Annotated in this window: 22 protein-coding genes; 17 read left to right on the top strand and 5 right to left on the bottom strand. The window is 69.8% G+C overall.

Annotated elements, in window-relative coordinates; translation table 11 throughout:
* The first annotated feature begins 5 nt into the window (after positions 1-5).
* The 17 genes from C5E06_RS17200 to C5E06_RS17120 are packed head-to-tail and all read left to right on the top strand — an operon-like array spanning position 6 to position 17,174.
* The gene (locus C5E06_RS17200) at positions 6-1,220 is read left to right on the top strand and encodes a beta-ketoacyl-[acyl-carrier-protein] synthase family protein (protein ID WP_181063020.1); all 1,215 of its coding nucleotides are present in this window, start codon (positions 6-8) and stop codon (positions 1,218-1,220) included.
* Positions 1,217-2,170 carry a hypothetical protein gene (locus C5E06_RS19420; RefSeq protein ID WP_181063018.1) on the top strand — a complete coding sequence of 318 codons (954 nt, stop codon included), beginning with the start codon at positions 1,217-1,219 and terminating at the stop codon, positions 2,168-2,170. The genes C5E06_RS17200 and C5E06_RS19420 overlap by 4 nt, the downstream gene beginning before the upstream one ends.
* Positions 2,167-3,225, top strand: a complete 1,059-nt coding sequence (locus tag C5E06_RS17190) for a DUF4872 domain-containing protein (protein ID WP_104307675.1) — start codon at positions 2,167-2,169, stop codon at positions 3,223-3,225. Before C5E06_RS19420 ends, C5E06_RS17190 begins: the two co-directional genes overlap by 4 nt.
* Positions 3,222-3,848: a 4'-phosphopantetheinyl transferase superfamily protein gene (locus C5E06_RS17185; protein WP_104307674.1), complete on the top strand. Its 627-nt coding sequence runs from the start codon at positions 3,222-3,224 to the stop codon at positions 3,846-3,848. The genes C5E06_RS17190 and C5E06_RS17185 overlap by 4 nt, the downstream gene beginning before the upstream one ends.
* Positions 3,845-5,035, top strand: coding sequence for an ABC transporter permease (locus C5E06_RS17180; RefSeq protein WP_104307673.1), 1,191 nt, complete (start codon positions 3,845-3,847; stop codon positions 5,033-5,035). Before C5E06_RS17185 ends, C5E06_RS17180 begins: the two co-directional genes overlap by 4 nt.
* Positions 5,032-5,505 carry a thioesterase family protein gene (locus C5E06_RS17175; protein WP_104307672.1) on the top strand — a complete coding sequence of 158 codons (474 nt, stop codon included), beginning with the start codon at positions 5,032-5,034 and terminating at the stop codon, positions 5,503-5,505. Before C5E06_RS17180 ends, C5E06_RS17175 begins: the two co-directional genes overlap by 4 nt.
* A complete protein-coding gene (locus C5E06_RS17170) occupies positions 5,492-6,931 on the top strand; it encodes an NAD(P)/FAD-dependent oxidoreductase (protein WP_104307671.1) in 1,440 nt (479 codons plus the stop codon). The genes C5E06_RS17175 and C5E06_RS17170 overlap by 14 nt, the downstream gene beginning before the upstream one ends.
* Entirely contained in the window at positions 6,928-8,049 is a 1,122-nt protein-coding gene (locus C5E06_RS17165; protein WP_104307670.1) for a beta-ketoacyl synthase N-terminal-like domain-containing protein, read from the top strand. Before C5E06_RS17170 ends, C5E06_RS17165 begins: the two co-directional genes overlap by 4 nt.
* A complete protein-coding gene (fabG, locus tag C5E06_RS17160) occupies positions 8,046-8,807 on the top strand; it encodes a 3-oxoacyl-ACP reductase FabG (protein ID WP_104307669.1) in 762 nt (253 codons plus the stop codon). The genes C5E06_RS17165 and fabG overlap by 4 nt, the downstream gene beginning before the upstream one ends.
* A gap of 26 nt (positions 8,808-8,833) precedes the next feature.
* Positions 8,834-9,238, top strand: a complete 405-nt coding sequence (fabZ, locus tag C5E06_RS17155; protein WP_374953246.1) for a 3-hydroxyacyl-ACP dehydratase FabZ — start codon at positions 8,834-8,836, stop codon at positions 9,236-9,238.
* Positions 9,235-9,900, top strand: a complete 666-nt coding sequence (locus C5E06_RS17150) for an ABC transporter ATP-binding protein (protein ID WP_104244255.1) — start codon at positions 9,235-9,237, stop codon at positions 9,898-9,900. The genes fabZ and C5E06_RS17150 overlap by 4 nt, the downstream gene beginning before the upstream one ends.
* The gene (locus C5E06_RS17145; RefSeq protein ID WP_104307667.1) at positions 9,897-10,613 is read left to right on the top strand and encodes a flavodoxin family protein; all 717 of its coding nucleotides are present in this window, start codon (positions 9,897-9,899) and stop codon (positions 10,611-10,613) included. Before C5E06_RS17150 ends, C5E06_RS17145 begins: the two co-directional genes overlap by 4 nt.
* On the top strand, positions 10,597-11,883 hold the full coding sequence (locus tag C5E06_RS17140) for an ABC transporter permease (RefSeq protein ID WP_104307666.1): 1,287 nt from the start codon (positions 10,597-10,599) through the stop codon (positions 11,881-11,883). The genes C5E06_RS17145 and C5E06_RS17140 overlap by 17 nt, the downstream gene beginning before the upstream one ends.
* Positions 11,880-13,355 carry a carotenoid oxygenase family protein gene (locus tag C5E06_RS17135; RefSeq protein WP_104307665.1) on the top strand — a complete coding sequence of 492 codons (1,476 nt, stop codon included), beginning with the start codon at positions 11,880-11,882 and terminating at the stop codon, positions 13,353-13,355. Before C5E06_RS17140 ends, C5E06_RS17135 begins: the two co-directional genes overlap by 4 nt.
* Positions 13,346-14,245 carry an ABC transporter ATP-binding protein gene (locus C5E06_RS17130; RefSeq protein WP_104307664.1) on the top strand — a complete coding sequence of 300 codons (900 nt, stop codon included), beginning with the start codon at positions 13,346-13,348 and terminating at the stop codon, positions 14,243-14,245. The genes C5E06_RS17135 and C5E06_RS17130 overlap by 10 nt, the downstream gene beginning before the upstream one ends.
* Positions 14,242-15,120, top strand: a complete 879-nt coding sequence (locus C5E06_RS17125; RefSeq protein ID WP_104300530.1) for an ABC transporter permease — start codon at positions 14,242-14,244, stop codon at positions 15,118-15,120. The genes C5E06_RS17130 and C5E06_RS17125 overlap by 4 nt, the downstream gene beginning before the upstream one ends.
* Complete coding sequence (locus C5E06_RS17120) at positions 15,117-17,174, top strand: GNAT family N-acetyltransferase (RefSeq protein WP_104307663.1); 2,058 nt, start codon at positions 15,117-15,119, stop codon at positions 17,172-17,174. Before C5E06_RS17125 ends, C5E06_RS17120 begins: the two co-directional genes overlap by 4 nt.
* Positions 17,175-17,193: 19 nt before the next feature.
* Here the strand turns inward: C5E06_RS17120 and C5E06_RS17115 are convergent, their stop codons facing one another.
* The 5 genes from C5E06_RS17115 to C5E06_RS17095 all read right to left on the bottom strand — a co-directional run bounded on the left by C5E06_RS17115 (position 17,194) and on the right by C5E06_RS17095 (position 23,419).
* On the bottom strand, positions 17,194-18,243 hold the full coding sequence (locus C5E06_RS17115) for a lipoate--protein ligase family protein (RefSeq protein WP_104244241.1): 1,050 nt from the start codon (positions 18,241-18,243) through the stop codon (positions 17,194-17,196).
* Positions 18,244-18,880: 637 nt separating this feature from the next.
* Complete coding sequence (locus tag C5E06_RS17110) at positions 18,881-19,846, bottom strand: alpha/beta fold hydrolase (protein WP_104307662.1); 966 nt, start codon at positions 19,844-19,846, stop codon at positions 18,881-18,883.
* Between the two features lie 2 nt (positions 19,847-19,848).
* Positions 19,849-20,697, bottom strand: coding sequence for a transglutaminase family protein (locus tag C5E06_RS17105; protein WP_104244237.1), 849 nt, complete (start codon positions 20,695-20,697; stop codon positions 19,849-19,851).
* Positions 20,694-21,635 carry an alpha-E domain-containing protein gene (locus tag C5E06_RS17100; RefSeq protein ID WP_104244235.1) on the bottom strand — a complete coding sequence of 314 codons (942 nt, stop codon included), beginning with the start codon at positions 21,633-21,635 and terminating at the stop codon, positions 20,694-20,696. Before C5E06_RS17100 ends, C5E06_RS17105 begins: the two co-directional genes overlap by 4 nt.
* The gene (locus C5E06_RS17095; protein WP_104244233.1) at positions 21,629-23,419 is read right to left on the bottom strand and encodes a circularly permuted type 2 ATP-grasp protein; all 1,791 of its coding nucleotides are present in this window, start codon (positions 23,417-23,419) and stop codon (positions 21,629-21,631) included. The genes C5E06_RS17100 and C5E06_RS17095 overlap by 7 nt, the downstream gene beginning before the upstream one ends.
* Positions 23,420-23,669 lie beyond the last annotated feature (250 nt).

Genomic DNA, 23,669 nt, shown 5'->3' with positions numbered 1-23,669 from the left:
CGGCAGTGCGCATCCTCATCACCGGCGTCGGGCTGCTCAGCCCGATCGGCAACAGCTTCACGGAATTCAGCGACTCGCTTCGGACCGGCGACTCAGGTTTCGCGCCGATCGCGGCCTTCGACACCACCGAGTTCCCCTACGACCGAGGCGCGACCATCAGAGAGCTGCCCGACGCGTTCGCGGCATTCGTCGCGGACCGACCAGGATGGGAGACGGCCCAGCACTACGGAGCATTCTGCGCGAGCCGCGCCCTCGCAGACGCCGGCCTGTCCTCTGAAGATCTCGACCCGTTCCGCACTGCGGTGGTCGTCGCATCGTCGAACGCCGGCGTCGAGACCAACCAGGCATACGCGGAGCAGTCGCTGGCGGGAACTCTCGAGACGGGGGCGACCATCGTGCGGACGCCGGGGACCGTCGCGGCGTCGATACGATCCGAGTTCGGGCTCCGCGGCCCCCAGGCATCCGTGTCGACAGCCTGTGCCGCAGGAAGCAACTCCGTCGGACTCGCCTGCGACCTCATCGCATCTGGCCACGCCGAACTGGCTCTCGCCGGCGGTGCCGAGCCGTTCTCGATGCTCTCCTACTCCGGTTTCACGCTGCTCAAGTCGTTGACGCACGACGCGCTCCGGCCGTTCGATGAGCTCCGGGACGGCACCGGGCTCGGCGAGGCCGCCTGCATGTTCGTGCTCGAGTCCGAGGCGTCGGCCCTCGCACGAGGCGCGAGCGTCTACGGCGAGGTCGCAGGGTACGGGCTCTCCGACGACGCGCACCACGCGACGGCTCCCGACCCGAGCGGACGAGGGGCGGAGCTCGCGATCCGACAGTGCCTCGAGCAGGCGGGCGTGCTGCCCGCCGACGTCGACTACGTCAACGCGCACGGCACAGGCACGCGGTACAACGACGTCATGGAGCTGACCGCGCTGCGGAGCGTCTTCGGCGACGGGCTCCGCGCCATCCCCGTGAGCTCGACGAAGCCGCTGCACGGCCACACGCTCAGCTGCGCGGGCAGCATCGAGCTGCTCGCCTGCCTCGCCGCGATGAAAGGCGACTTCGTACCGGGGAACTTCGGCCTCCGAGAGGCCATGAGCGGCTTCGAAGACCTCGAGCTGCCGACGCACACCCTCGAGGATCACCGCGTGGACGTGGCCATCTCCACCTCGTTCGGCTTCGGCGGCAACAACACCTGCATCGCCGTGCGCAGCTTCCGGCCGCCGGCATGATGGTCCACGTTCAGCCGGTGGGCTCCGCCGTCGCGGCCTCCGAGATCAGCGCCTCCGAGATCAGGGCCTCCGAGATCGCAGAGGTCGCGCACCCCGTCATCGCACCAGCACAGCTCGTCTTCGGCCACCTCGGCATCGAGATCGAGCCAGTGGCGGTCTGCGCCATGGCCTCCACGTTCCGCTACGTCCGGCCCATCGCCGACGGTCGAGACGAGTTCGGTGGGCTGGAGGCCGCCTTCGACCTGTTCGAAGCCGCGGGGTTCAACTGCGAGCAGTTCCGCACCGCAGACAGCGCGCAGTTCCTCGAAGCCGCACGGCGCGAGCATGCGCTGACGGAGCGACGCTGGCGAGCGGCGCCCATGTACGCCATCCACCCGGAGACGGATCCCGCGACGGGTTCGAGGGTCCTCCTCCCCGTCGCACTCAGCGAGTTCGACGCCGCGTCGGTCCGCGTCACGTCGATCTACGCCGACCGCTCGCTCAGCTACCGCGAGCTGAGCAGCGCGTCCCTGACGTCCTGGGGGTACGCCGCGCCGGTCCCCTCCCTCAGGGCGATCATCGCGCCGAGCCGATTCTCGTTCGCACGGCGGGCCGCGCGTTCCCTCGGCCTCGCACTCCAGCGCATGCGGGTCGCGGAGGACGGGCTGTCCATGCTGTCGGACTGGCTGGCCACGCGCCCCAGCCGGGGCGACGTCGCCGCCTACCGCCACCGACTCCGCGCGGTCTCCTGCGGAGACAGCACCTACGGGCGCGCACGCCTTGTCGACGCCCTCGTCGCCTACGGCGGTGCCAACGCGCACGACGCCACGAGGCTGGGTTTCCTTCGGTCCGCTGGACTGCACCGGGCATTCCTCGACGGCGACGACACCGCGCTCACCGCGATCGTCGCGGTCGAACGAGCCGCCCTCGAGACGGTCCGCGTCTGGCGAGCAGCGGAGCCCGAGTCGTGAACCTCACCGCGCGCACGACGTGGCCCGAGACCTACCGCCGCGGGTCGCACTGCTTCTCCACCATGCTCTCGAACGTCTTCCAGGGCACCGGGTTCGACCTCGACGAGGGGCTCTGCTTCGTCATCGGCGGCGGTTTCGGGTTCCTCTTCCACCGTGAGGAGAGCACCGTCTACGTCAACGCGCGCATGCACGACCTCGAGCACTTCTTCGCGCGGCGCACGGGCTCGCGCATCGAATTCCTCTCGCATCCGGACGCGCACACGATGACCGAGCGCGCACGGGAATGGTCGGAGCAGGGACTCCTGCCCTACCTGTACTGCGAGGCGCGCGAGCTCCCGAGCTTCGCGGGCGTCCTCCCCTGGGACGAGGTGCATGCGTTCGGCGAGCACGCGCTTCCCGTCAGGGCCGTCCTGCCGAACGGCGACCTGATCTGCAACGACTACCTGTGGTCGACACCGGTCGAGGTGTCCGCCGCGAGCGCGGCGACCGCGGCCTCGATGCCGAGCGATGGGTCCCTGCTCATGGCGGCGCCGGCGCGGAAGTTCGCCGTCGGGCGAATCGTTCCGCCGAGGCTCGTCCCCGACCTCGACGAGGTGCTGATCGTCTCCCTCGCGGAGAGCGCCGAGCTGTTCCTCAACCCCGCCAACAACACGCAGGGAGAACGGGCGCTGAAGGCACTCGAACGCGAGCTGTCCTCCATGCCCGACGTGCTCACGACCCAGCAGATGCGGGGAGAGCTGCTGTCGATCTCGACCATGCTCGAGAAGATCGGGACCGGCGGCGGCGCCGGTCGGCACCTCTTCTCACGTGGGCTGCGCGCAAGCGCGCGGCACCTCGGACACGGCGACCTCGACCCGATCGCCGACAAGTACGCGAGCCTCGGACGAGGGTGGCGTGCGTTCGCGAGGGCACTCCGCGCACATGCCGGGGCCGAAGACCCGAGAGACGGCTGGGGTGACCTCGTCTCTCGGATGCGCGAACTGCGCCGCGCGGAACTCGAGGCCGTCTCCCGGCTCTCATCGCTCGCCGACTGCCTCCTCCGAGGCACCTCGTGATCGCGGTCAGCTGGCTGGACCGGGCGGAGATGCGACGCGCAGCGGCGCCGACCGGTGGCTGGCAGCTGCGCCGAGCCGCGGGCCGTGCACTCCTGACCGAGACCCTCGCGGAGTTCGGCGTGCACGATGCGCGGGTGACCAGGCGGTCTCCCGAGAAGCCCCGGCTCGAGACGAGCGGGCTCCACTTCTCGACGTCGCATTCGGGCGAGCTGTCCGTCTGCGCGGTCGCCCGCGAGCCCATCGGCATCGACCTCGAAGCCGTCGGCTCACCCAGAGAGCACCGGCTGACCTGTGAGCTGCCGTCGCTGCGGTCGGGGTTCTTCACCCCCGCAGAACGCCGAGAGCTCGCGACGTCACCGGCTCGGCTGCTCGAGATCTTCGTCCTCAAGGAGTCCTGGGGCAAGCGCGCAGGGCGCGGGCTCGGCATCGGGTTCGGCGCTTTCGACGAAGCCGCACTGCGCGCGTCTCACCCGGATGTCGAGTTCACGCGCCTCACCGTCCCTGGTGCCGTCTGCATCCTGGCCCACCCCGTGGGCAGCGAGATCACGGTCCTCCGGCGCACCCCGACCGCTATCCAGCTCGCCGCCGCGGCAGCCACCGATCGAAAGGAACGAGCCGCATGATCAGACTGGCGCTGCACGACGTCGTCCACTACCGGCGCGAAGCAGCGGGCGTGGTGAGCCAGGTGGCCATCGGCATCGCGCTCTTCGTCATCGCGCTGTCCTTCGTCGGCTCCATCGGTCAGAACGCCGACCGGCTCGTCTTCGGGAGCGTCGGGGCGACGTGGCTCGTCGAGCCGAGCGCCGACAGCGGCGGCGCCCTCAGCTTCGACGCAGCGACCGCGGAGCGCTTCTCGTCCGCGAGCGACGCGAAATCCGTGCGGCCCCGGCTGCAGCTCACCGCGAACGTCTCGAACCCGAACGGCTCGAGCGCACGCCCCGAGAGCGCATCGGTGAGCCTCATCGGCGCCGATCTCTCCACGGAACCGCAGCTCGCCGAGAACCTCGGACTCCCACCGGAGCGCATCGGCACGCAGCACATCGAACTCCATGAGAAGACCGCGAGCCGCCTCGGGGTCATGGCGGGAGACGAGGTCAGCATCTCCGTTGCCGGCACCGAGATCACCTACACCGTCGACGACGTCGTCACCCCAGACACCCCGAGCTTCGTCATGGAGAGCTGGGCGATCGTCGACCGAGACAGCCTCGCCGAGCGTGTGCACGGCGACCCGGACAGCGTCAACGCGATCCTCGTCGACGCCGCTGACGACGAGTCGGCGCGAGTCGGGATCACAACCGCCGCCGCCGCGCTGGGCACCCCGACCACGGTGTCCTCCTGGTCGGAGACGAGCTGGTCGGCTCTCATGCTCGGCCCGAAGATCTGGGGCATCCTCCTGGTGTCCGTCTTCACGTTCACCTACGTCGTCATCTGCATCGGCCTCACCTCGCTCATCTACTCGGCCATGCTCTCCCGCGTCGGCGATCTCGCCGTGCTGAAAGCCGTCGGAGCGCGCGGCGGGACGCTGCGGCGGATGTACCTCGCGGAGGTGGTCGCCCAGTTCATCGTCGGATACGCCATCGGCGCCCTCATCGCCACCGCCACGGTCGCCGTCGTGAACCTCCTGGAGGTCTCCTCCACCGACTCGGCCTTCGCATTCGCCGTCGGCTCGACGAAGCTCCACCTCGACCCGAGCTGGTGGGCATTCGCCGCCCCCTTCGCCATCGGCCTCACGTTGACCGTGGCAGTGCTCTGGTTCCCGGTCCATGGGGTGTCGAAGCAGCCCGCGCTCACCTTGCTGGAGCTCCGATGAGCGGCCGCAGCGTGAACGAGACCCGGTTCTCCGTGCGCTTCAGCGAGACCGACATGGCCGGCGTCTTCCACCACAGCAACCTGTTCACCTGGTTCGAGGTCGGACGCTTCGCGCTCATCGACGAGCTCACCCGCGGCGGGAGCCTGCTCGAACTCGAGGGGGACACGCTCTTCGTCCCCGTCACCAAGACGCGAGTCTCGTTCCTCGGCCTCGGACGCTTCGGCGACGAGCTCCGCCTCGAGACCTTCCTGAAGCCGCAGGCGACCACGAAGCTCGTCTTCTACTACCGCCTCACTCAGGTGCGCGACGGCAGCCCCGTGGCGATCGGCCTGACCGAGCACGTCGTGCTCCGCGGCAACAACCGGTTCCTCTTCAGGTGGCCGGAGTCGACGAGGCACCGCATGGACAGCTTCTTCGCGGAGCACCCGCACGCGGTCACCGACGGAAAGGAATTCGATGCCAGGCTCTGAATGCATCGTCGTCGGCAGCGGCATGGCCGGCCTCGTCGCGGCGGCCCGCCTCACGGCGCACGGTCACCACGTCACCGTCCTCGAGCAGCGCGAACAGGCCGGCGGCTACTTCGGGGGGTTCCGGAACGACGCCGGCGACCATTTCGACCTCGCCGTCTCGCACCTGCTCGGCGGCCACCCCGGAGGGGCACTCCACACCCTGCTCCACGAGCTCGACCTCGAGCACGCCGTGCACCTCGAACCCGTCGACATCGCCGACGTCATGGTCATCGGCGATCGACGCGTCACCCTGCCGACCGGCCTCGACCGGCTCCAGACGAGCCTCGGAGTCCAGTTCCCGGAGTCCACGGACGACCTGGCGGCGTTCTTCGGCTTCATGCGCCAGTTCCTCGGCGACGACGGCGGCTCCGAGGACAAAGGCCGGTTCATGATGCGGAACTACCGGCGGGGCTTCGAGGAGTTCTGCACGGCCACCATCGCCGACCCGCTGCTGCGCACAGCGCTTGCCATGCGCATCCAGTGCGACGAGTCGTCGCTCATGATCATGGCCGGGTTCTTCACCGAGTGCTACGCGAAGGGGATGGTCTCCCTCCGAGGAGGCATGCGCACGCTCGTCGACGCCCTGGTCGGGTACATCACCGAGTCGGGCGGCGAGGTGCTGCTCGGCGCGGAGGTCACCGCCATCCTTGCCGCCGACGGCATCGCGCATGGCGTGCGGCTCGCGGACGGCTCGACGAGAGCAGGGGACGTCGTCCTCTACAACGGCGACGTCTTCGCGCTCGAGACGATGCTGGCCGAACACGGAGGCACGGGCATCGCCGTCGAGGGGCGACGACGTGGGCACTCCTCGCTGAGCCTGTTCCTCACGCTCGAGGGCGCCGACCTCTCACGGTTCGCCGGCGCCGCCCGCCACTACCTCACGGACACCGACGACGTGTTCGAGACCTATCGGGTGCTCGAGACCGGCAGGCTGCCGCACCACCCGGTGATCAAGCTGCACTTCCCGAGCCGGATCGACCCCTCCCTGGCGGCACCGGGCCGAGACCTCCTGCGCGTGGAGGTCGACATGTACCACGACGACGACGCCCACGACGAGGCCTTCTACGCCGAGTACGCGCGGGTTATCGAAGCTCTCGTCGCGAGGCGCCTGGTGCCAGAGCTGCGCGAGCACTGCGTCTACCGCAGGGTCGCGACCCCGCTCGACTACCTGCGCTGGTTCGGGCACCGAGGCGGATCGGCGACGGGCTGGGCTCACGACGTCGACAACTACCTGGTGCGCCGGATCAGCCAGCGCACCGGCCTGCAGAACACCTTCATCACCGGCCAGTGGGGCGAGTACGGATCGGGCCTCCCGCAGCTGATCGCATCCGCAGCGAGATCCATCTCCCTCGCAGAGAACTGGCTGAGAAAGCGAGCACAGCAATGACAGCACCCACGCTCATCACCGGCTTCGGGGCGATCTCGCCGCTCGGCCTGCGCCTCGAGGACCACGCGGCGTCCGCCGGCGCGCTCGACCGATTCGGCTGGGCCTTCGCCGACATCGACGAAGCCGAGCGCCTCGCGTCCCGCTCGACGACGCAGCACGGACACGAGACCCGGCCGATTCCGGAGGGCTTCAGCGTCACGGACTACGTGAAGCCCGTTGGGCTCCGCCGCAAGAAGCGCTTCAGCCAGATCGCCATGGCGGCCGCCACCGACGCCTTCACCTCGGCCCGCCTCGGCGAACGGCCAGCCGACCTCGAGCGAGTCGGCGTGGTCACCGGCACCGAGTACGGGCCGCAGCGAGTCGTCAGCGAGTACCTCAACGGTCTCCTCGGCGGCGGGCTCCAGCAGGCGAGTCCCGGGCTCTTCACGCAGACCGTCTACAACGTGGCCAACGGCCAGGCGAGCCTCGCCCTCGGCCTCAAGGGGGCCAACTCGACCCTCGTCGGCGGGTCAGCGCTTGCCTACGCCGAGCTGCTGCTCGCCTCCGGCAAGGCGGATGCGCTGCTCGCCATCTCCCTCGACGAGACCAACCAGATCATGACCGAGTACTTCGACCGCGTCTTCGAGTACCCCAGAGGGGTCGCCTTCACCTTCGCCACGGGGGAAGCGGCAGCCGTCGTCGTCCTGGAGTCGGCCCGGTCGGCCGAGGCACGCGGTGCGACGCCGCTCGCGACGCTCCTGAGCACAGCCTCGGCTTCGGCGGCAGGCGCAGGCGTCAGCTACCTGGACTGGCAGCCAGACGACACGACCATCGAGCATTCGATGCGGCAGGCGCTCGAACGCGCGAACCTCACCATCGACGAGGTCGACACGGTCGTCGGCACCGCGAACGGCCTCGAGGGCCTCACGCGGAGCGAGCTCTCGGCCATCCGCGCCATCGGCCACCGCGGCAGCGTGCTGCTGCCGCGACTCGCGACCGGCGAGTGCTTCGGCGGCAACGAGGCCCTCGCCCACGTCATCGGCTTGCAGGCATCCGCGCCTGGCTCGAGCATCCTCACGACCGTGGCAACCGTCAACGGCGGCGTGACCTCGACGATCACCCGGAAGGCGGCAGCATGAACGCCCATCGTCACCCCGAAGGCACGACCCGCGTCTGCGTCACCGGCGCGACCCGCGGAATCGGCCTCGCCATCGCGGAGCGCTTCCTGCACAGCGGGGCTCGCGTCGCCGTGAACTACCGCAGCGCTCGGAACGAGACCATGTCGGTGCTCGAGCGCCTCGAGCACCGCTACCCCGGCCAGGTGCTGCCGGTCAAGGCGGATGTCTCCTCCTTCGCCGAGGTGAAGGCCATGTTCGCCGAGATCAAGACCGCGTGGGGTGGGCTCGACGTGCAGGTCAACAACGCTGGCCACGCGAAGGACGGGTACGCGCTCATGATGAGCGAGGAGTCCTGGCGATCGGTGGTCGACACCGACCTGTCCGGGACCTTCTCCTGCTCGAGGCAGGCAGCCTGGCTGATGGCCGCCGCCAAGCGCGGGACCATCGTGAACATCGCCTCCGTGAGCGCCCTCACGAGCCCCATCGGGCAGGCCAACTACGCGGCCGCGAAAGCCGGCGTCATCGCCCTCACCAAGACCCTCGCGAAGGAACTCGCGACGTTCGGCATCCGGGTGAACGCAGTCGCCCCCGGCTTCATCGACACCGACATGCTCGACTCGCTGCCGCAGCCGACGCGCGACGACTACCTGAAGCTCATCCCCCAGGCCCGCTTCGGGCGGGCGGAGGAGATCGCGGACGTCGTCCAGTTCCTCGCGGGGCCGAGTGCCTCCTACATCAACGGGCACTGCCTGGTCGCCGATGGCGGGCTCACGGCATGAGTGGCGCCGCGACCACGCGCGACCTCATGGCGCGGCTCCCCCACCGGTACCCGTTCCTCCTGCTCGACAGGATCGAGGAGCTCGATCCCGGAACCTCGGTTCGCGCGATCAAGAACGTCACGGTCAACGAGCCGCACTTCGCGGGCCACTTCCCAGGGAACCCGATCATGCCCGGAGTCCTGATCCTCGAGGCGATGGCCCAGGCAGGAGGCCAGCTGTTCGACATCGGGGATCGACTCTGCGTCCTCGCCCGGATCGACACCGTCCGCTTCCGGAACGCCGTGGTCCCCGGCGACCGACTCATTCTCGACGCACGGGCGATCGCGACGCTCGCCTCCATGGGGAAGGTCGAGGCGACCGCGACCGTCGACGACCGCATCGTCGCGAGCGCCGACATCACCTACAGCTTCCTCGAAGGACGTACCGCATGATCACGACGCATGACCTGACCAAGACCTACGGCGAGGGCACGAGCGAGGTGCGCGCGAACCGCGGCATCTCCCTCGAGATCGCGGCCGGCGAGTTCGTCGTGCTCGCGGGCCCCTCCGGATCGGGCAAGACCACCCTGCTCAACCTCATCGGGGGACTCGACACGGCGACCTCGGGCTCGGTCACGGTCAACGGCGCTGAGCTGACCCGCCTCTCGCCTCGCGAGCTCTCCGACTTCCGCCGCGATCAGATCGGCTACGTGTTCCAGAAGTCGAACCTCGTCGGCTCCCTCTCCGTCTACGAGAACGCCGTCCTGCAGCTCCGGGTCCAGGGCCGGCTCACGCGAGGAGCGGCGGCCAGGACCCGCGAGCTGCTCGCCGCAGTCGGCCTCGGCGACAAGCTCACGGCGCTTCCACGGCAGCTGTCGGGAGGCCAGCAGCAGCGCGCGGCGATCATCCGCGCCGTCACGAGCGGAACCGCGGTGGTCGTCGCGGACGAGCCGACGGCGAGCCTCGACGGGCGCAACGCTGACGGGGTCCTCGACCTCCTGCGCCTGCTCAACGAACGGGACGGCACGACGATCGTCGTCTCATCCCATGACGACCGAGTCCTGGCAGCGGGGAGACGCATCGTGCACCTCGTCGATGGGCGGCTCGCGGCGTGAAGATCCTCGCCATCCACTCCAGCCCGCGGCCGAGGAACCTCAGCCACACGGCGGTGATGCTCGGAGCCTCCCGCGCCTACCTCGCCGAGCGGCGCCCTGCCTGGCGGTACGAGGAGACCGCGCTGTGGAACCTGGACATCACGACTTGCGACGGCAACGGCCGCTGCTTCCGTCGAGATGGCTGCACGTTCGTCGACGACGCGGAGAGCCTGATCGACGCGATGCTCGCCGCGGACGGCGTCATCCTCGCGAGCCCGAACTACTGCGCGAACGTCAACTCGACGATGATGCGCTTCATCGAGCGGACGACGCGCCTAAGCCACCGGCAGCTCCTGGCGGGCAAGGGGGCGCTCGCGATGTCGACGTCCGCGAGTCCGTTCGATGCCCCGTACGCGGCCGAGTACCTCAGGCGAGTACTCGGGAGCTACGGTGCCAGCGTCGTCGACGTCTGCAACATCGGCAGCCCCATGATCGTGTTCGACTACGGCGACACCGCGGCCGGCAAGGCCATGCGGACATCCCTCGACGCCTTCATCTCGGCCGTCGAATCGCCGAGCGAGCACGTGCCAGAAGAGACCTTCGGCGTCGACATCCGGAGATCGCTTCGCGAGCACCCGGAGGTCGCGAAGCGGCTCTTCCGCAGCGACGAGCGGTACTTCGCGGAGCAGGACCGAACGATGAAGGAGAGGCCGACAGATGACGCGAGCCACTGACCCAGAGCCTGCCGAGCGCCCCGGATCGCCGGCGAGGCGCGAGACGCGAGGGCAGGGCGCGAGCCTCGACCTGCGCTACAAACTCCACATGGCGGTGTCCATGATCCGCGCGAACCCCCGCAACGCCCGGACGTTCACGAGCGTCTCCGTCGCGACCTTCGGACTGCTGCTCTCGTTCGCGGCGATCACCGCGATGGGCACCATGATGACGCAGTCAGCCAGCGACATCATCAGCGGCGACGTCTCCGCATTCGCAGACGGGTACGAGTACTCGATGCTCAACCCCGAGTCCGACGTCGTCACCTACATCCCGGACGCCGAGTCCGCGGTGCAACGCGTCGCGGGAGCCGAGGGCGTCGAGCAGGTGCGGCCGCGCCTGACGGCCGGCGCGAGCATGACGGCCGAGGCGCAGGATGCCGGGGTCGTCCTCGTGGGCTCGGACGTCGCCGCGGAGGGCTACGAGATCGTCGCAGGGCAGGCGCCCGCGGGCGCCGCGCAGGTCTGCATCAACATCGCGCAGCGGGACGAGCTCGGCATCGACATCGGCACGAGCGTGCTCCTCGCGGTCGCCGGCGCGCCCGTCGATGCCGGTCCCGTCACCGCCGACGTCGTCTGCGTGTACGACAACAGCCGATTCGGGCTCTTCCGCTCCAGCTCCGTGGTCATGGACATCGCCGGCATACAGGAGATCCTGGACCGGCCAGACGCCATCACGCAGATGCTCATCACCCTCGACCCTGGTGTGGACCCCGCGACAGCGGCGGCCTCCCTCGGCGCTGACGCTCCTGGGCTGCAGTTCCTCACGTCGAAGGAGACGGCCGGGCTGATCTTCACGGTCCTCGCCGCGCAGCAGGCGATCATGTGGGCGCTCGTGACCGTCGCGGCGCTCATCTGCGCGGTCCTCATCGGCAACGTCGTCGGGTTCTCCCTGCGTCGCGACCGACGCGAACTCGCGACGATGCGGACGATGGGCTTCAGCGCGAGGGACCTCGAGACGGTGTACGCCATGCAGGTCCTGCTCATCGGGCTCGGGATGGTGATCATCGGCACTGTCGCGGCCATCGTCGCCGTCGCGATCGCAGGCGCCGTCGGCATCCCGATCGGGGAGGGGCAGCAGCTGTTCGGGGGCGACACGCTCCGACCCTCACTGAAGGCCTCGGACGTCCTGCTCACCGGAGCACTCATGATCGCCGCGCAGCAGGCGGCGAACGCGCTCGCCGCCCGGAAGCTGCTCTCCCGCTCACCGGTGCAGATGGCGGAAGCCGCATGAGGAACACGGGTGCTCGCTCCCCGTTCCGGAAGGGCGCGTTCGCCCCGGTCGCCGAGGAGGTGACCGCCTTCGATCTGGCGGTGACCGGATCCATCCCCACCGACCTCGACGGCCGGTACCTCCGCAACGGGCCCAATCCGATCGGCGTCGAGCACGCGAGGTTCCACTACTTCCTCGGCGCCGGCATGATCCACGGCGTGCGCCTCAGGGACGGCCGCGCCGAGTGGTACCGCAACCGCTGGGTCCGGCAGAGCCCCGTCACGCGAACGCTCGGCGAACCCCGACGCGCGTACGCGGTGCTCGGCGGCGTCGACACTGCCTCGAACATCAACGTCGTCGGGCACGCTGGCAGGGTCCTGTCCCTCGGCGAAGGCGGGACGCTCCCGTTCGAGCTCGACGCGAGCCTCGAGACGGTGGGCCCGTACGACTTCGACGGCACGCTGCGGGCCGGCCTGTCCGCGCATCCCAAGACGGACCCGGAAACCGGTGACCTCCATACGGTCGGCTACTTCTCCGGGTCGCCCTCCGTCGAGTACTGCGTCGTGTCCGCGCGCGGTCAGCTGGTCCGCTCGCAGTCGATCGAGCTGCCCACGGCCACGATGATGCACGACTTCGCGCTCACGAGCGAGCACGTGATCCTCTTCGACCTGCCCGCCAAGTTCAGCGCGCTGGCCGCCGCCGCCGGAGACCCCTTCCCGTTCAGATGGAGCTCGGCGGCGAAGGCGCGCCTCGGCGTCCTGTCCCGAGGCGACGAGCGCGCAGACGTGACGTGGTTCGACATCGACCCCGTCTGGATCTACCACACGGTCAACGCCTTCGAGGCGGACAACGTCATCACCCTCGACGCCATCACGCACCCCTCCATGTTCGCCACGCGTCGCGGTTCCATCGAAGGCCACGGCACCCCGTCGCTGGAGCGATTCACGCTCGACCTCACCCGCGGAACCGTGGTTCGGCGTCGACTCGACGACACCCCGCAGGAGTTCCCGCGCATCGACGACCGCCGCTCCGGCCGCCGGAACCGCTTCGCCTACACGTCAAGCGCCGGCGAGCTCGTCGCGACCTGGCGGACCGGGCCGAGAGAGCTCGACGACGTCCCAGACTCGCAGTTCGACAACGTGCTGTTCAAGCACGACCTGGACCGCGGCTCCGCGCAGGCGCGGCGGCTCGGCACGGATGCGGCAGCCGGCGAGGCGATCTTCGTCGCGCGAGCCGGGAGTACCGAGGAGGACGACGGCTACCTGCTCTGCTACGTCCACAACCCGCAGCGGAACGCCAGCGACCTCCTGATCCTGAGCGCTCAGGACTTCGGCGGCGACGAGCTCGCGCGCATCCACCTCCCCGCGCGGATCCCGCTGGGGCTGCACGGCAGCTGGATCGCCGCCCACGACGACGGCCCGCAGGCGGGGCCGGACCGCCGCGAGCATCACACGGCCATGGCGCGAAGCACGAAGGAGAACTGGTGTCGGTAGAGGTCGAGAGACTCAGCAAGACGTACGGCGAGCTCGTCGCAGTGGACGAGCTGTCGCTCTCCGTCCCCGGAGGCTCGGTCTTCGCCTTCCTCGGGGAGAACGGCGCAGGCAAGTCCACGACCATCGGGTGCATCACGACGACGCTCACGCCCACCTCGGGCACGATCACCGTCAACGGCTTCGACGTGCAGACGGAAGCGCAGCAGGTGAAGCGCACCATCGGAGCCGTCTTCCAGTCGTCCCTGCTCGACCCCCTCCTGACCGTGCGGGAGAACCTCGAGATCCGGGCGGGCTTCTACGGTCTCAGCAAAAAGGAGACCAGAACCCGCACGGCCGAGCTCGCAGGCCTCGTCGGCATCGAGCCCATCCTGGACCGACGGTACGGCCCCCTCTCCGGCGGGCAGCGGCGCCGGGCGGACATCGCGCGGGCACTCATGCACCGACCGACCGTGCTGTTCCTCGACGAACCCACCGCCGGACTCGACCCGCAGTCGCGAGAGCTCATCTGGTCGACGATCCACGACATCCGCCGAGACCAGGGCACCACCATCTTCCTCACCACCCACTACATGGAGGAGACGGAGAACGCCGACGAGGTGTGCGTCATCGACAAGGGGCGGATCGTCGCCGCAGGCACACCGGCTCAGCTTCGCGCCCAGTTCAGCTCGAGCGTGCTGACGCTCCGCCTCGACGACCCCGCGGAAGCCCTCCGCCTCTGCGCGGCCTCCGGCATCGACGTGCGCCGAGAGGGCGACGACCTCCGGGTCACCGTCTCGTCATCGACGGAGGCGCTCGACCTCCTGCGTCGCCTCCGAGTCCGAGACTTCGAGTTCCGACACGGCACCATGGACGACGTCTTCCTCGCCCTCCTCAAGGGGGTCGCCGCATGAGCAGCATCTGGCTCCTCACGGGACGCAACCTCCGTCTGTTCTTCCGAGACCGGATCGGCGTCTTCTTCTCGCTGCTGTCCGCGATCATCCTGATCGCGCTCTACGCGCTCTTCCTCGGCGGACTGCAGGTCGACATCCTCCGCACCACGTTCCCGCAGGCCGCCGACGCCGACGTGCGCTGGTTCGTCGACTCGTGGGTCTTCGCGGGCATCACGATGATCACCACCCTCACGACCGCCATCGCCGGACTCGGCGTCTTCGTCGACGACAACGTCACCGGTCGCTTCCGGGACTTCATGGTGTCGCCCCTCCGACGCTCCCAGGTGGTGCTGGGCTACCTCATCGCAGGATTCATCATCTCCGTGATCATGACCACGGTCATCATCGTGATCGGCCAGCTCTACCTGCTCACGCAGGGGCACCCGCCCCTGACACCGGGCAACCTCGGGACGACCTTCGCCTTCGTCCTCCTCTCGAGCGCGACCTTCTCAGGTCTCGGCGCCTTCATCGTCACCTTCCTGAAGACGGCCGGCGCCTTCACCGCGGTGTCCACCGTCATCGGGTCGCTCATCGGGTTCTTCTCCGGCGCGTACGTGCCAGCCGGCACGCTCCCGGCCGGAGTCGTCACGATGATCAACACGCTGCCGTTCGCCCAGGCCGCCATGCTCATCCGGCGTCCGTACACCGAGCAGGCAGCCAGCGCCCTGGCCGGCGGCGACCAAGCCGCGCTCGACGGGCTCCGGGACTTCTACGGGATGACCGCGAGCGTCGGCACGCTCGAGCTGACCGCGAGCATCGCGAGCCTCGCCCTCGCCGCCGTCTTCGCGCTCTTCCTGGGCCTCGGCGTGTGGCGCCTCTCCGCGAAGATCCGATGACCACCAGGATCAGACCCTTCGACGCCGCGACGGACGCGGAGCGGGTCGCCCGCTTCATCAACGACCACGGGAGCGGGCCCGTCGTGACGGGATTGCCGCTGGACGGCGCATCCCTGCTCGCGAGCATCCAGGAGACCGGGGTGCGCCTCCTCCTCGTCGCGGAGAGCCGAGACACGATCGTCGGCACCCTCGGCTACGCGCGCATGTCCGGACGCCGGGTGGCGCCAGAAGGCCACCTCTTCGCCGTCATGTTCGTCGTCGAGCGCACCCTGCGAGGCGGCTTCCTCGTCGGCGAGCTGTTCACCGAGTCCTTCCGCCGCTTCCCCTCGCTCGGCCTGCGCACACTGCGGCTCGAGGTCGACCCCGCCAACCAGCGAGCGTTCCCGCTCTACGTGCGCGTCGGCTTCCGCAACGTCTCCTCCCCGAGGCCGGACGAAGACGGCTACCTGGAACTCGTGAACCACCTCCCGGGGATCTCGTCGGCCCTGGTCCCCGGAGAGGCCGGCCTCGTGGGCCCGAGCGCGCCGGGCTCCGAGACACGATCGCTGCGGGAGGCTCGGGCGGAGTCGCTCACCGGCGGTGTCCGCATCGACCGAGCCGGGCGGACCGTCATCGACTACAGACTGCGCATCGGCACGAGCCGGATCGAGGCGGTCGTGGACGGCCAGACGGGCGAACTCGTCTCCGGGAGCGTCGACGGCGACCCAGCCGAGATTCCGGATGCGGAACTCGCCCCTCCCTCCCGAGCCGCGCATCCGCCGCTGCGCCACGAGCTCGGCGGGTTCAGCGCCGAGCTGGACGTCGAGACGGGCGCCCTGACCGTTCGACACAGGGACCGGCTCGGCCCGCTGCTCGTCGATGCGTTCCCCGTCTGCGGCGACACCCCGGCAGGCGTGCGGCGGCCCGCGGCCACGCGGGTGAGCGTCAGCCAGCACGGCGGCACGTGGACCACCACCTCGGAGCACCTCACCCGCGTCGTCAGCTTCCGGCGCGGGAGCATCGAGCTCACCGTCACGCAGAGCTGCGGCCACCTCCTCACCGCCTCCCCCTGGAGCGGGTTCCGCGACGCCGAGCTGACCATCGCTGCGCGCGGACGCGACGAGCGCTCGGCCCACGTCGTGCGCGGGATCTGGCCTCCCGAGGCCACCGACTTCGAACCCGCCGTCGGCGCTGCCCACACGTACGAAGCGCTCGGCATGCGGGCGAGCTGGCACGACAAGCACAGCGGAATCGGCATCGACGTGACCGGGCTCACCTCGGGCGCCTGGCGAGTCGAAGGACCGCACCTGGCTCGAATCAGCGGTAGCGGCACCATCGCCTACCGCATCGAGTTCCGCGACGGGCAGCAGACGCGGATGCCCGTGGCGGCGCAGACGCCGACGCCGACGCCGACGCCTCTGTCTCTGCCTCGGCCTCGGCGGCTATGGACGCGAGCCGCACACGAGGCCGGCGTCCTCACTCCCGCGAGCGGCCTCGACGTGTCAGCCGCGACGGGCCTCCACGCCTGGCGGCACCGCGGCATCCACGTGCTGGAATCCTCCCAGCCACGCAGTCGCTCCATCGGGCCCCTCTACCGCCTGCCAGCAGCAGCCTGGGTCGCGAGCCTCCGCGACCGGACGACGCCAGACCACGGCGTCGAGTGGGCGCCGCACGACGCCAGCTTCACCCTCGACGGCGCCAGCGCAGGCGAACGACGCTGGGGCGTTCAGCCGAACGCCGACTTCTCAGCGATCGACATCTCCCTGAGCGATTCGACAGGAGCATCCGGCACCGACGAGCTCGCAGTCTTCGTCTTCGTGCCGGCGACCGCCCAGCACATCGACCTCGGCGACGGGCCGGACGCGAAGCGCCTGAGCATCGCGGGAGCGCCATGGCGCACCTGGACGCGGGCGTTCCGGTTCCCGACCCCCGCCGGCGACGTGCTGGTCGAGCCCAGAGACGGGGACCACGCGGAGGTGCTCCTCCGGGCCGGACCGGCCGGTGTGCTCGCGACATGCCTCGCGCGCCCAGCCGGCGAGGAACGTCACGCCCGCTGGCGCCTCACCCTCCTCTGACGAGGCACGCGCCCGCAGGCTACGGAACCCGGTGCGTCCACTCCCGCGAAGCGAACTTCGACTGCGCCAGCTCGCGCGCACGCGCCAGCTCGTCCTCGGTGAGCTCACCCGGCGTGCCGCCGTAATGCTCCACGAACGTCTGCTTGAAATGGTCGATGATCGCCGAACGCTCGAGTCCCGTCTGCGAGCGGAGCGGGCTCACCCGCTTGTTCGCGGACTGCGTGCCCTTGTCGCTCAGCTTCTCCCGACCGATGCGCAGCACCTCCGTCATGCGGTCGCCGTCGATGTCGTAGCTGAGCGTCGCGTGGTGCAGCACCGCACCTGAGCCGAGCCGCTTCTGCGCCGCCCCGCCGATCTTCCCCGACGGGCTCGCGATGTCGTTGAGCGGCTCGTACCTCGCGTTGATGCCCAGGCCGTGCAGCGCATCCAGCACCCACGAGTCAAGGAACGCGTACGACTCCGCGAACGACATGCCATGCACCAGATCGCTCGGCACGTACAGCGAGTACGTCACCACCGAACCGGCCTCCATGAACATGGCCCCGCCGCCCGTGATGCGCCGCACCAGCTGCACCCCGTACTTGTCGAGGTTCTTCTGGTCGACCTCGTTCTTCACCGACTGGAACGAGCCGAGCACGACCGCCGTCTCATCCCACTCCCACAGCCGCAGCGTCGCCGGCCGACGACCGGCGCCGACCTCCTCCGTCAGCACCTGGTCGAGCGCGACGTGCTCGCGGGGCGACAGGGGGCCCGGATGCAGGATCTGCCAGTCGTACGCGCGCCAGTCCCTGGCGCCGAGGACGGCACGACGCACGACCACGCCGACCGCCTCCGGCGTGACGCCGAGCAGTGTCGCGTCCTCCCGCAGGCCGTCCCGAACCGCCGCCGAGATGTCCTCCGCCGACGAATCGGCGGCGAGCCCCCGCAGTGCGCTGTTGATGTCGTCGAGCGCCTCATCGGGCTCGAGGAAGAAATCGCCGGCGAGGTGCGGATCGACGATGCGACCGCCCTCCACCTCGAGGTCGACTGTGACGAGCTTCCCGCCAGGAACCTTGTACTCACCGTGCATGAGAGCACTCTACGGCGCTCCGCTCGCACCTGCCCTCCGCCCGCCTCCGCCACCGTCGTCGCCACCGCCGAGTAGGTCGGTTTCACCCCATCGCAGCCCCGAAAACGGGGCGAAAACGCCCCATCCGCGCACACCCGGCCGCCGCCTGCCTCCTCCCGCCTCCGCCCTCGCCTCCGCCACCTCCTCCGCCATCTCCCGCCTCCGCCACACCGAATAGGTCGGTTTAACCCCTTCGCAGCCCTGAAAACGGGGCGATAACGCCCCATCCGCGCACACACCAACCACCGCCTGCCCCCTCCCGCCTCCGCCACACCGAATAGGTCAGTCTCACCCCATCGAAGCCCCGAAAACGGGGCGAAAACGCCCCATCCGCGCACACCCGGCCGCCGCATGCCTCCTCCCGCCACCGCCATCGCGCCATCTCCGCACCACCACCAAATGGGTCGGTTTAGCCCCTCCGCGGCCCGGAAGACGGGGCGAAAACGCCCCATTTGGCGGTGGGGCGGGCGGGCGGATGCGCAGGCGCGCGCGAGCAAGCGCGCGCGAGCAGGCGGGCAGGCGGAGGTGCCGGTGCGCGGGCAGGTCGGCACGCAGGCGGGCGGGCGGATGCGCCGGCGCGCCGGCAGGCCGCTCGGGGTCAGGCGGGGAGCGGGATGCGGGTGTCGAGCCACGCGAGGATGTCGGCGATGACGTCGTCGCGGTTCAGCTCGTTGAGGAGCTCGTGGCGCGCCTCCGGGTAGATCCTCAGCGTCACATCGCTCAGCTTCGACCGCTTCCGGTACAGCCGCGCGAGCGCGCGTGGCCCCCGCTCGCCGTATCCGATCGAATCCTCCGACCCGGCCATGATCAGCACCGGCACGTCGTCGAGCTTGCCGGAGGCGGCCCGAGGCGGGATGTGCGCCAGCTGCAGCGCACCCCGCGCCGACCACACGGGCATCTTCGCGATGTCGAAGCACAGCTCGTCGTACGCGAACGCGCGGCGAGCATCCGGGTTGCGGCTCAACCAGAGCAGGCCGGTCTCGTCCGGCTCGAAGCGCTTGTTCAGATTCCCGGCGTTGATGAAGCCCGGCACCGCGAGCGTCGTCCCGGTCAGGATGCACGCGGAGAAGAACGCCGAGTCGTGGGCGAGCAGCTGCTGCGCGAGCAGCGAACCCCACGAATGCCCCTGCAGGATGAGCGGCAGCTTCGGGTACCGGTCCCGCACCCACGCAGAGATGTCCTCGAGCGCCTCGAGCGCGGCCCGATTCTCGGTCGTGGGAAGCACCGACAGCCCGTGCGCGCCGAGGCCCGTCTGCCCGTGGCCGAGGTGATCGTGCGCGACGACCGCGTAGCCGGCCGCGACCAGATCGCGCGCGTACGCGTCGTAGCGCATCGCGTGCTCGCCCGAGCCGTGCGACAGGTGGATGACGCCTCGCGGCGACTCGCAGGCCCACTCGTAGACGTGCACGTCGATGCCATGACCGACCGGCACGACGAACGAGGCCGGCGCGCCGGACGGGTCGGGCTTCGGGGAGGCTGGGCCGCGCGCATCCGCCCGCCCCTGCGAGCCGCCGTGCGACCCGCCGGCGGAACCGCCCTGCGAACCCGTGCCCGACCCCGTCATTGCTACGCCTCTCGAGTGATGTCGACCTTCACGAACAGCTGCGAGGAGAACGGGCCCGCGTACACGCCGCGCAGCGGAGGCACGTCGTTGTAGTCGCGGCCACGGCCCACGAGCACGTGGCGCTCGCCGATCGGGATGTCGTTGGTGGGGTCCCAGCCGCGCCACTCGCCGTCCCAGTACTCGATCCACGCGTGGGACTCGCCGCTGACCGTCTCGCCGATCTCGGCGTTCGGCCGCGGGTGCAGGTAGCCGGAGACATAGATGGCCGGGATTCCCGCCGCACGGAGCGCACCGAGTGCGATGTGCGAGATGTCCTGGCAGACGCCGCGCTTGTGCTCCCACGCCTCGGCCGCCGTCGTGCGGACACCCGTCACGCCGCCCTCGTAGGCGACAGCCTCGTACACGAGGTGGAGGATCTCCATCGCGGTGGACGCGGGTCCGGCGTTGGCACCCTTCACCTCAGCGGCGAGCGCCTTCACGTCGTCGGGCGGCATCGTGAGGCGCGTCTGCGCGGTCTGCTCCACGAGCTCGACGCTGCGCAGCCGCTCGCGGGCGAGCTCATCCCAGCTGAGCGACAGCTGACCCGCCTCGGGCCGCTGGCGCACCTCGACGAGGCTCGACGCGGTCAGCGACAGCTCCGAGTGCGGGTTGAGCACCTCGAACGCCGTCACCTTCGTGCCCCAGTAGTCGGAGTAGTTGTGCGTCGACGAATGCGGCGTGACGTCGAGGTGCCCGAACAGCACGAACTGGCCGTTGTTGGCCATCGGCAGCATGCGGGCCTCGTTGTACGAGGTCGTGACGTCGCCCTCGTACCGGAAACCGGTGGAGTGGCGGATGCGGATGCGGCTCATGAGTTGTCTCCCACCCAGCTCGGTGCCGTGATCGACGGGAAGTAGCGCTGACGGATCGCCTCGGAAGCCCGGGAGACCGCGTCCTGCACACCATCCATGTAGCGGGGCAGGTCGGCCAGCGTGTCGTGGATGGGGCGGTACTCGAGGTCAGAGGAGATCTGCCCGAGGAGCCGCTGGGCCTGGTCGGTGACGCCGACGCGGCCACCGCGCTCGTGGCGCGGCTGGATGTCGTAGAGGCTCGAGAGGGCCGTCGACACCGAGTACTGGATCGACCGCGGGAACAGGCGGTCGAGCAGCAGGAACTCCGCGGCGTTGGCCGCCGACGGCATGCCGTGGTACGTGCGCAGGTACGACTCGTACGCACCGCACGAGCGCAGGATCGTCGTCCACGACGCCCCGGAGGCCTCGGTGAGCGAACGCGTCGCAAGCAGCCGCGCCGTCATGTCGGCACGCTCCAGGGAACGCCCCAGCATCATGAACTGGTATGCGTCGTCACGGCTCGCCGCCGAGTTCACGACACCGACCGCGAGCGCCGAACGCTCGCGAACCCACGCGAACAGGTCGTGCACCTTCTCCTGCCGCACGCTGAACGGCATGCGCGAGTAGGTGGCGTTGAGGCACTCCCACAGCTCCGTCGACACGATCTCGCGAGCACGGCGAGCGTTCTCGCGGGCCGCGTTCACCGAGTAGGCGATGGATGCGGGCTGCGAGCGGTCGACCGCGAGGAGGTTCAGGACGTCCGAGCGGGTGAGCTCCGTGTCGGGGTGCACATCCGCCGCCCCCATGACGCTGAGGAGCGAGCGGCAGGCCGTCGCCTCATCGACCCACGGGTCTTCGAGGAGCAGCTGCAGGTGCACGTCCAGGATGCGGGCGGTGCCGTCGGCACGCTCCACATAGCGGCCGATCCAGAAGAGCGACTCGGCGATACGGCTCAGCATGCGTCCGTTCCCTTCGGGTTCTTGCCGGCGGATGCGGCTGCCGGCGACGCTTCAGCGCGCGCCTGCTGCTGTTGCTGCACCTGCTCTGACTGTGAATGCGAGTGCGACTGGGCTTGCGGCTGACGGCCCTGCGTCTGCTGCTGCACCTGCTGCTGGTCGCCGCGCTTCGGGGCGTCCTGCGGCATGTGGTCCTGGCGGTGCGGGATGACGCGCAGCACGCCCGTCACGGGGTGCGGCGTCTCCGACACGTCGGCCTGGTCGTCGAGGAGCTCCTCGACGCCGTGCGGCTGCGGCTTGGAGAAGCTCCGCTCGGCGCCGACCACCCACGTGTCCTTCGACCCGCCGCCCTGGCTGGAGTTCACGACCAGCTGTCCCTCCGGGAGGGCGACGCGAGTGAGGCCACCCGGCAGCACCCACACGTCGTGGCCGTCGTTGATGGCGAACGGGCGCAGGTCCGCGTGGCGCGGCCGCATCCCGTCGTCGACGAGCGTCGGGATGGTCGAGAGCTGCACGACGGGCTGCGCGATCCAGCCGCGCGGGTCGGCGAGCAGCCGCACCCGCATCTCGTCGAGCTCCGTCTTCGAGGCGCTCGGCCCGATCATGAGGCCCTTGCCGCCCGAGCCGTCGACCGGCTTCACGACGAGTTCGTCGAGGCGGTCGAGCACCTCCTCGAGCGCGTCCGGCTCCTCGAGGCGCCACGTGTCGACGTTCGGCAGGATCGCCTCCTCCGACAGGTAGTAGCGGATGAGGTCGGGCATGTACGTGTACACGAGCTTGTCGTCCGCGACGCCGTTGCCGACCGCGTTCGCGATCGTGACGTTGCCGAGGCGCGCCGCCATCATGAGGCCGGGCGAGCCGAGCATCGAGTCGCGGCGGAACTGCAGCGGGTCGAGGTAGTCGTCGTCGACGCGGCGATAGATGACGTCGACGCGCTGCGGGCCGGCCGTGGTGCGCATCCACACCCGACCGCCCGAGCAGAACAGGTCGCGGCCCTCGACGAGCTCGACGCCCATGAGGCGCGCGAGCAGCGTGTGCTCGAAGTACGCGGAGTTGTAGACGCCGGGGGTGAGGACGACGACCGTCGGGTCCTCGATGCCGTCTGGGGCGGAGGCCCGAAGCGCCCCGAGGAGGCGGTTCGGGTAGTCGCCGACTGGGCGGACGCGCATGCGCGAGAACAGCTCAGGGAGCGTCTGCGCCATGGCACGGCGGTTCGAGATGACGTAGGAGACGCCGGACGGGACGCGCACGTTGTCTTCGAGCACGCGCATCTCGCCGTGCTCGTCGCGGATCAGGTCGATGCCCGACACGTGGATGCGCACGCCGTTGGCCGTGCGGATGCCCTTCGCGACCCGGTGGTAGTGCACCGAGGAGGCGATGAGGCTCGCGGGGATGACGCCGTCCGCGATGGCCCGCTGGTCGCCGTACACGTCGTCGAGGAACGCCTCGAGGGCACGGACGCGCTGCTTGATGCCGGCTTCCGTCTTCTGCCACTCGGCGCGCTCGATGACGCGCGGGACCACGTCGAGCGGGAACGGGCGCTCCTCGCCGGCGAAGTCGAACGTGACGCCCTGGGCGAGGTACGAATCGGCGAGCGAGTCGGAGCGGTGCCGGATCTGCTCCTGCGTCATCCCCGAGAGGACGTCGTAGAGATCTCGGTATGTGCGCCGCGGATCGAGCTCGCCCTCTGGCGCCTCCCCCATGAACATCTCGTCGAATGGCGGCGACAGCGCCGCTTGGGATTGCCTGGTCAGAGCCTGGCTGTAGCCGTCGAAGAGGTCACCCATGCCCCGAGACTAGTGGACGCAATGTGACGCGCTTGTTTCGCGGAGGGCTCGCCTGGACGGCACGCCCGGGGTCCCGCAGAATTTCCCGTCAATCGAGCAGTTTCCTGGGGCGGCGCGCGTCCGACTTGCGTGATCGTTTCGTCCGAGCTCGCCTCCCGAGCCGGCGAAGCGGCCAATCATCACGGATGTTGGCCAGGGCAAGGCGGGCCGGGCGCGGACGGGTGGCGTCCGCCTGCCGCACGCATCCTCC

Origin of the sequence: Pseudoclavibacter sp. RFBI5, assembly GCF_002931395.1 — a bacterium.
GTDB lineage: Bacteria > Actinomycetota > Actinomycetes > Actinomycetales > Microbacteriaceae > Pseudoclavibacter.
This window is presented reverse-complemented; position numbering and strand designations above follow the sequence as displayed.

What these genes read in the sequence shown, in the direction of transcription:
- fabZ (WP_374953246.1), top strand. Translation starts at nt 8,834, where the DNA reads ATGGCGCGGCTCCCCCACCGGTACCCGTTCCTCCTGCTCGACAGGATC.
- C5E06_RS17165 (WP_104307670.1), top strand. Translation starts at nt 6,928, where the DNA reads ATGACAGCACCCACGCTCATCACCGGCTTCGGGGCGATCTCGCCGCTC.
- C5E06_RS17175 (WP_104307672.1), top strand. Translation starts at nt 5,032, where the DNA reads ATGAGCGGCCGCAGCGTGAACGAGACCCGGTTCTCCGTGCGCTTCAGC.
- C5E06_RS17095 (WP_104244233.1), bottom strand. Translation starts at nt 23,419, where the DNA reads ATGGGTGACCTCTTCGACGGCTACAGCCAGGCTCTGACCAGGCAATCC.
- C5E06_RS19420 (WP_181063018.1), top strand. Translation starts at nt 1,217, where the DNA reads ATGATGGTCCACGTTCAGCCGGTGGGCTCCGCCGTCGCGGCCTCCGAG.
- C5E06_RS17125 (WP_104300530.1), top strand. Translation starts at nt 14,242, where the DNA reads ATGAGCAGCATCTGGCTCCTCACGGGACGCAACCTCCGTCTGTTCTTC.
- C5E06_RS17115 (WP_104244241.1), bottom strand. Translation starts at nt 18,243, where the DNA reads ATGCACGGTGAGTACAAGGTTCCTGGCGGGAAGCTCGTCACAGTCGAC.
- fabG (WP_104307669.1), top strand. Translation starts at nt 8,046, where the DNA reads ATGAACGCCCATCGTCACCCCGAAGGCACGACCCGCGTCTGCGTCACC.
- C5E06_RS17135 (WP_104307665.1), top strand. Translation starts at nt 11,880, where the DNA reads ATGAGGAACACGGGTGCTCGCTCCCCGTTCCGGAAGGGCGCGTTCGCC.
- C5E06_RS17180 (WP_104307673.1), top strand. Translation starts at nt 3,845, where the DNA reads ATGATCAGACTGGCGCTGCACGACGTCGTCCACTACCGGCGCGAAGCA.
- C5E06_RS17100 (WP_104244235.1), bottom strand. Translation starts at nt 21,635, where the DNA reads ATGCTGAGCCGTATCGCCGAGTCGCTCTTCTGGATCGGCCGCTATGTG.
- C5E06_RS17110 (WP_104307662.1), bottom strand. Translation starts at nt 19,846, where the DNA reads ATGACGGGGTCGGGCACGGGTTCGCAGGGCGGTTCCGCCGGCGGGTCG.
- C5E06_RS17105 (WP_104244237.1), bottom strand. Translation starts at nt 20,697, where the DNA reads ATGAGCCGCATCCGCATCCGCCACTCCACCGGTTTCCGGTACGAGGGC.
- C5E06_RS17150 (WP_104244255.1), top strand. Translation starts at nt 9,235, where the DNA reads ATGATCACGACGCATGACCTGACCAAGACCTACGGCGAGGGCACGAGC.
- C5E06_RS17140 (WP_104307666.1), top strand. Translation starts at nt 10,597, where the DNA reads ATGACGCGAGCCACTGACCCAGAGCCTGCCGAGCGCCCCGGATCGCCG.
- C5E06_RS17120 (WP_104307663.1), top strand. Translation starts at nt 15,117, where the DNA reads ATGACCACCAGGATCAGACCCTTCGACGCCGCGACGGACGCGGAGCGG.
- C5E06_RS17170 (WP_104307671.1), top strand. Translation starts at nt 5,492, where the DNA reads ATGCCAGGCTCTGAATGCATCGTCGTCGGCAGCGGCATGGCCGGCCTC.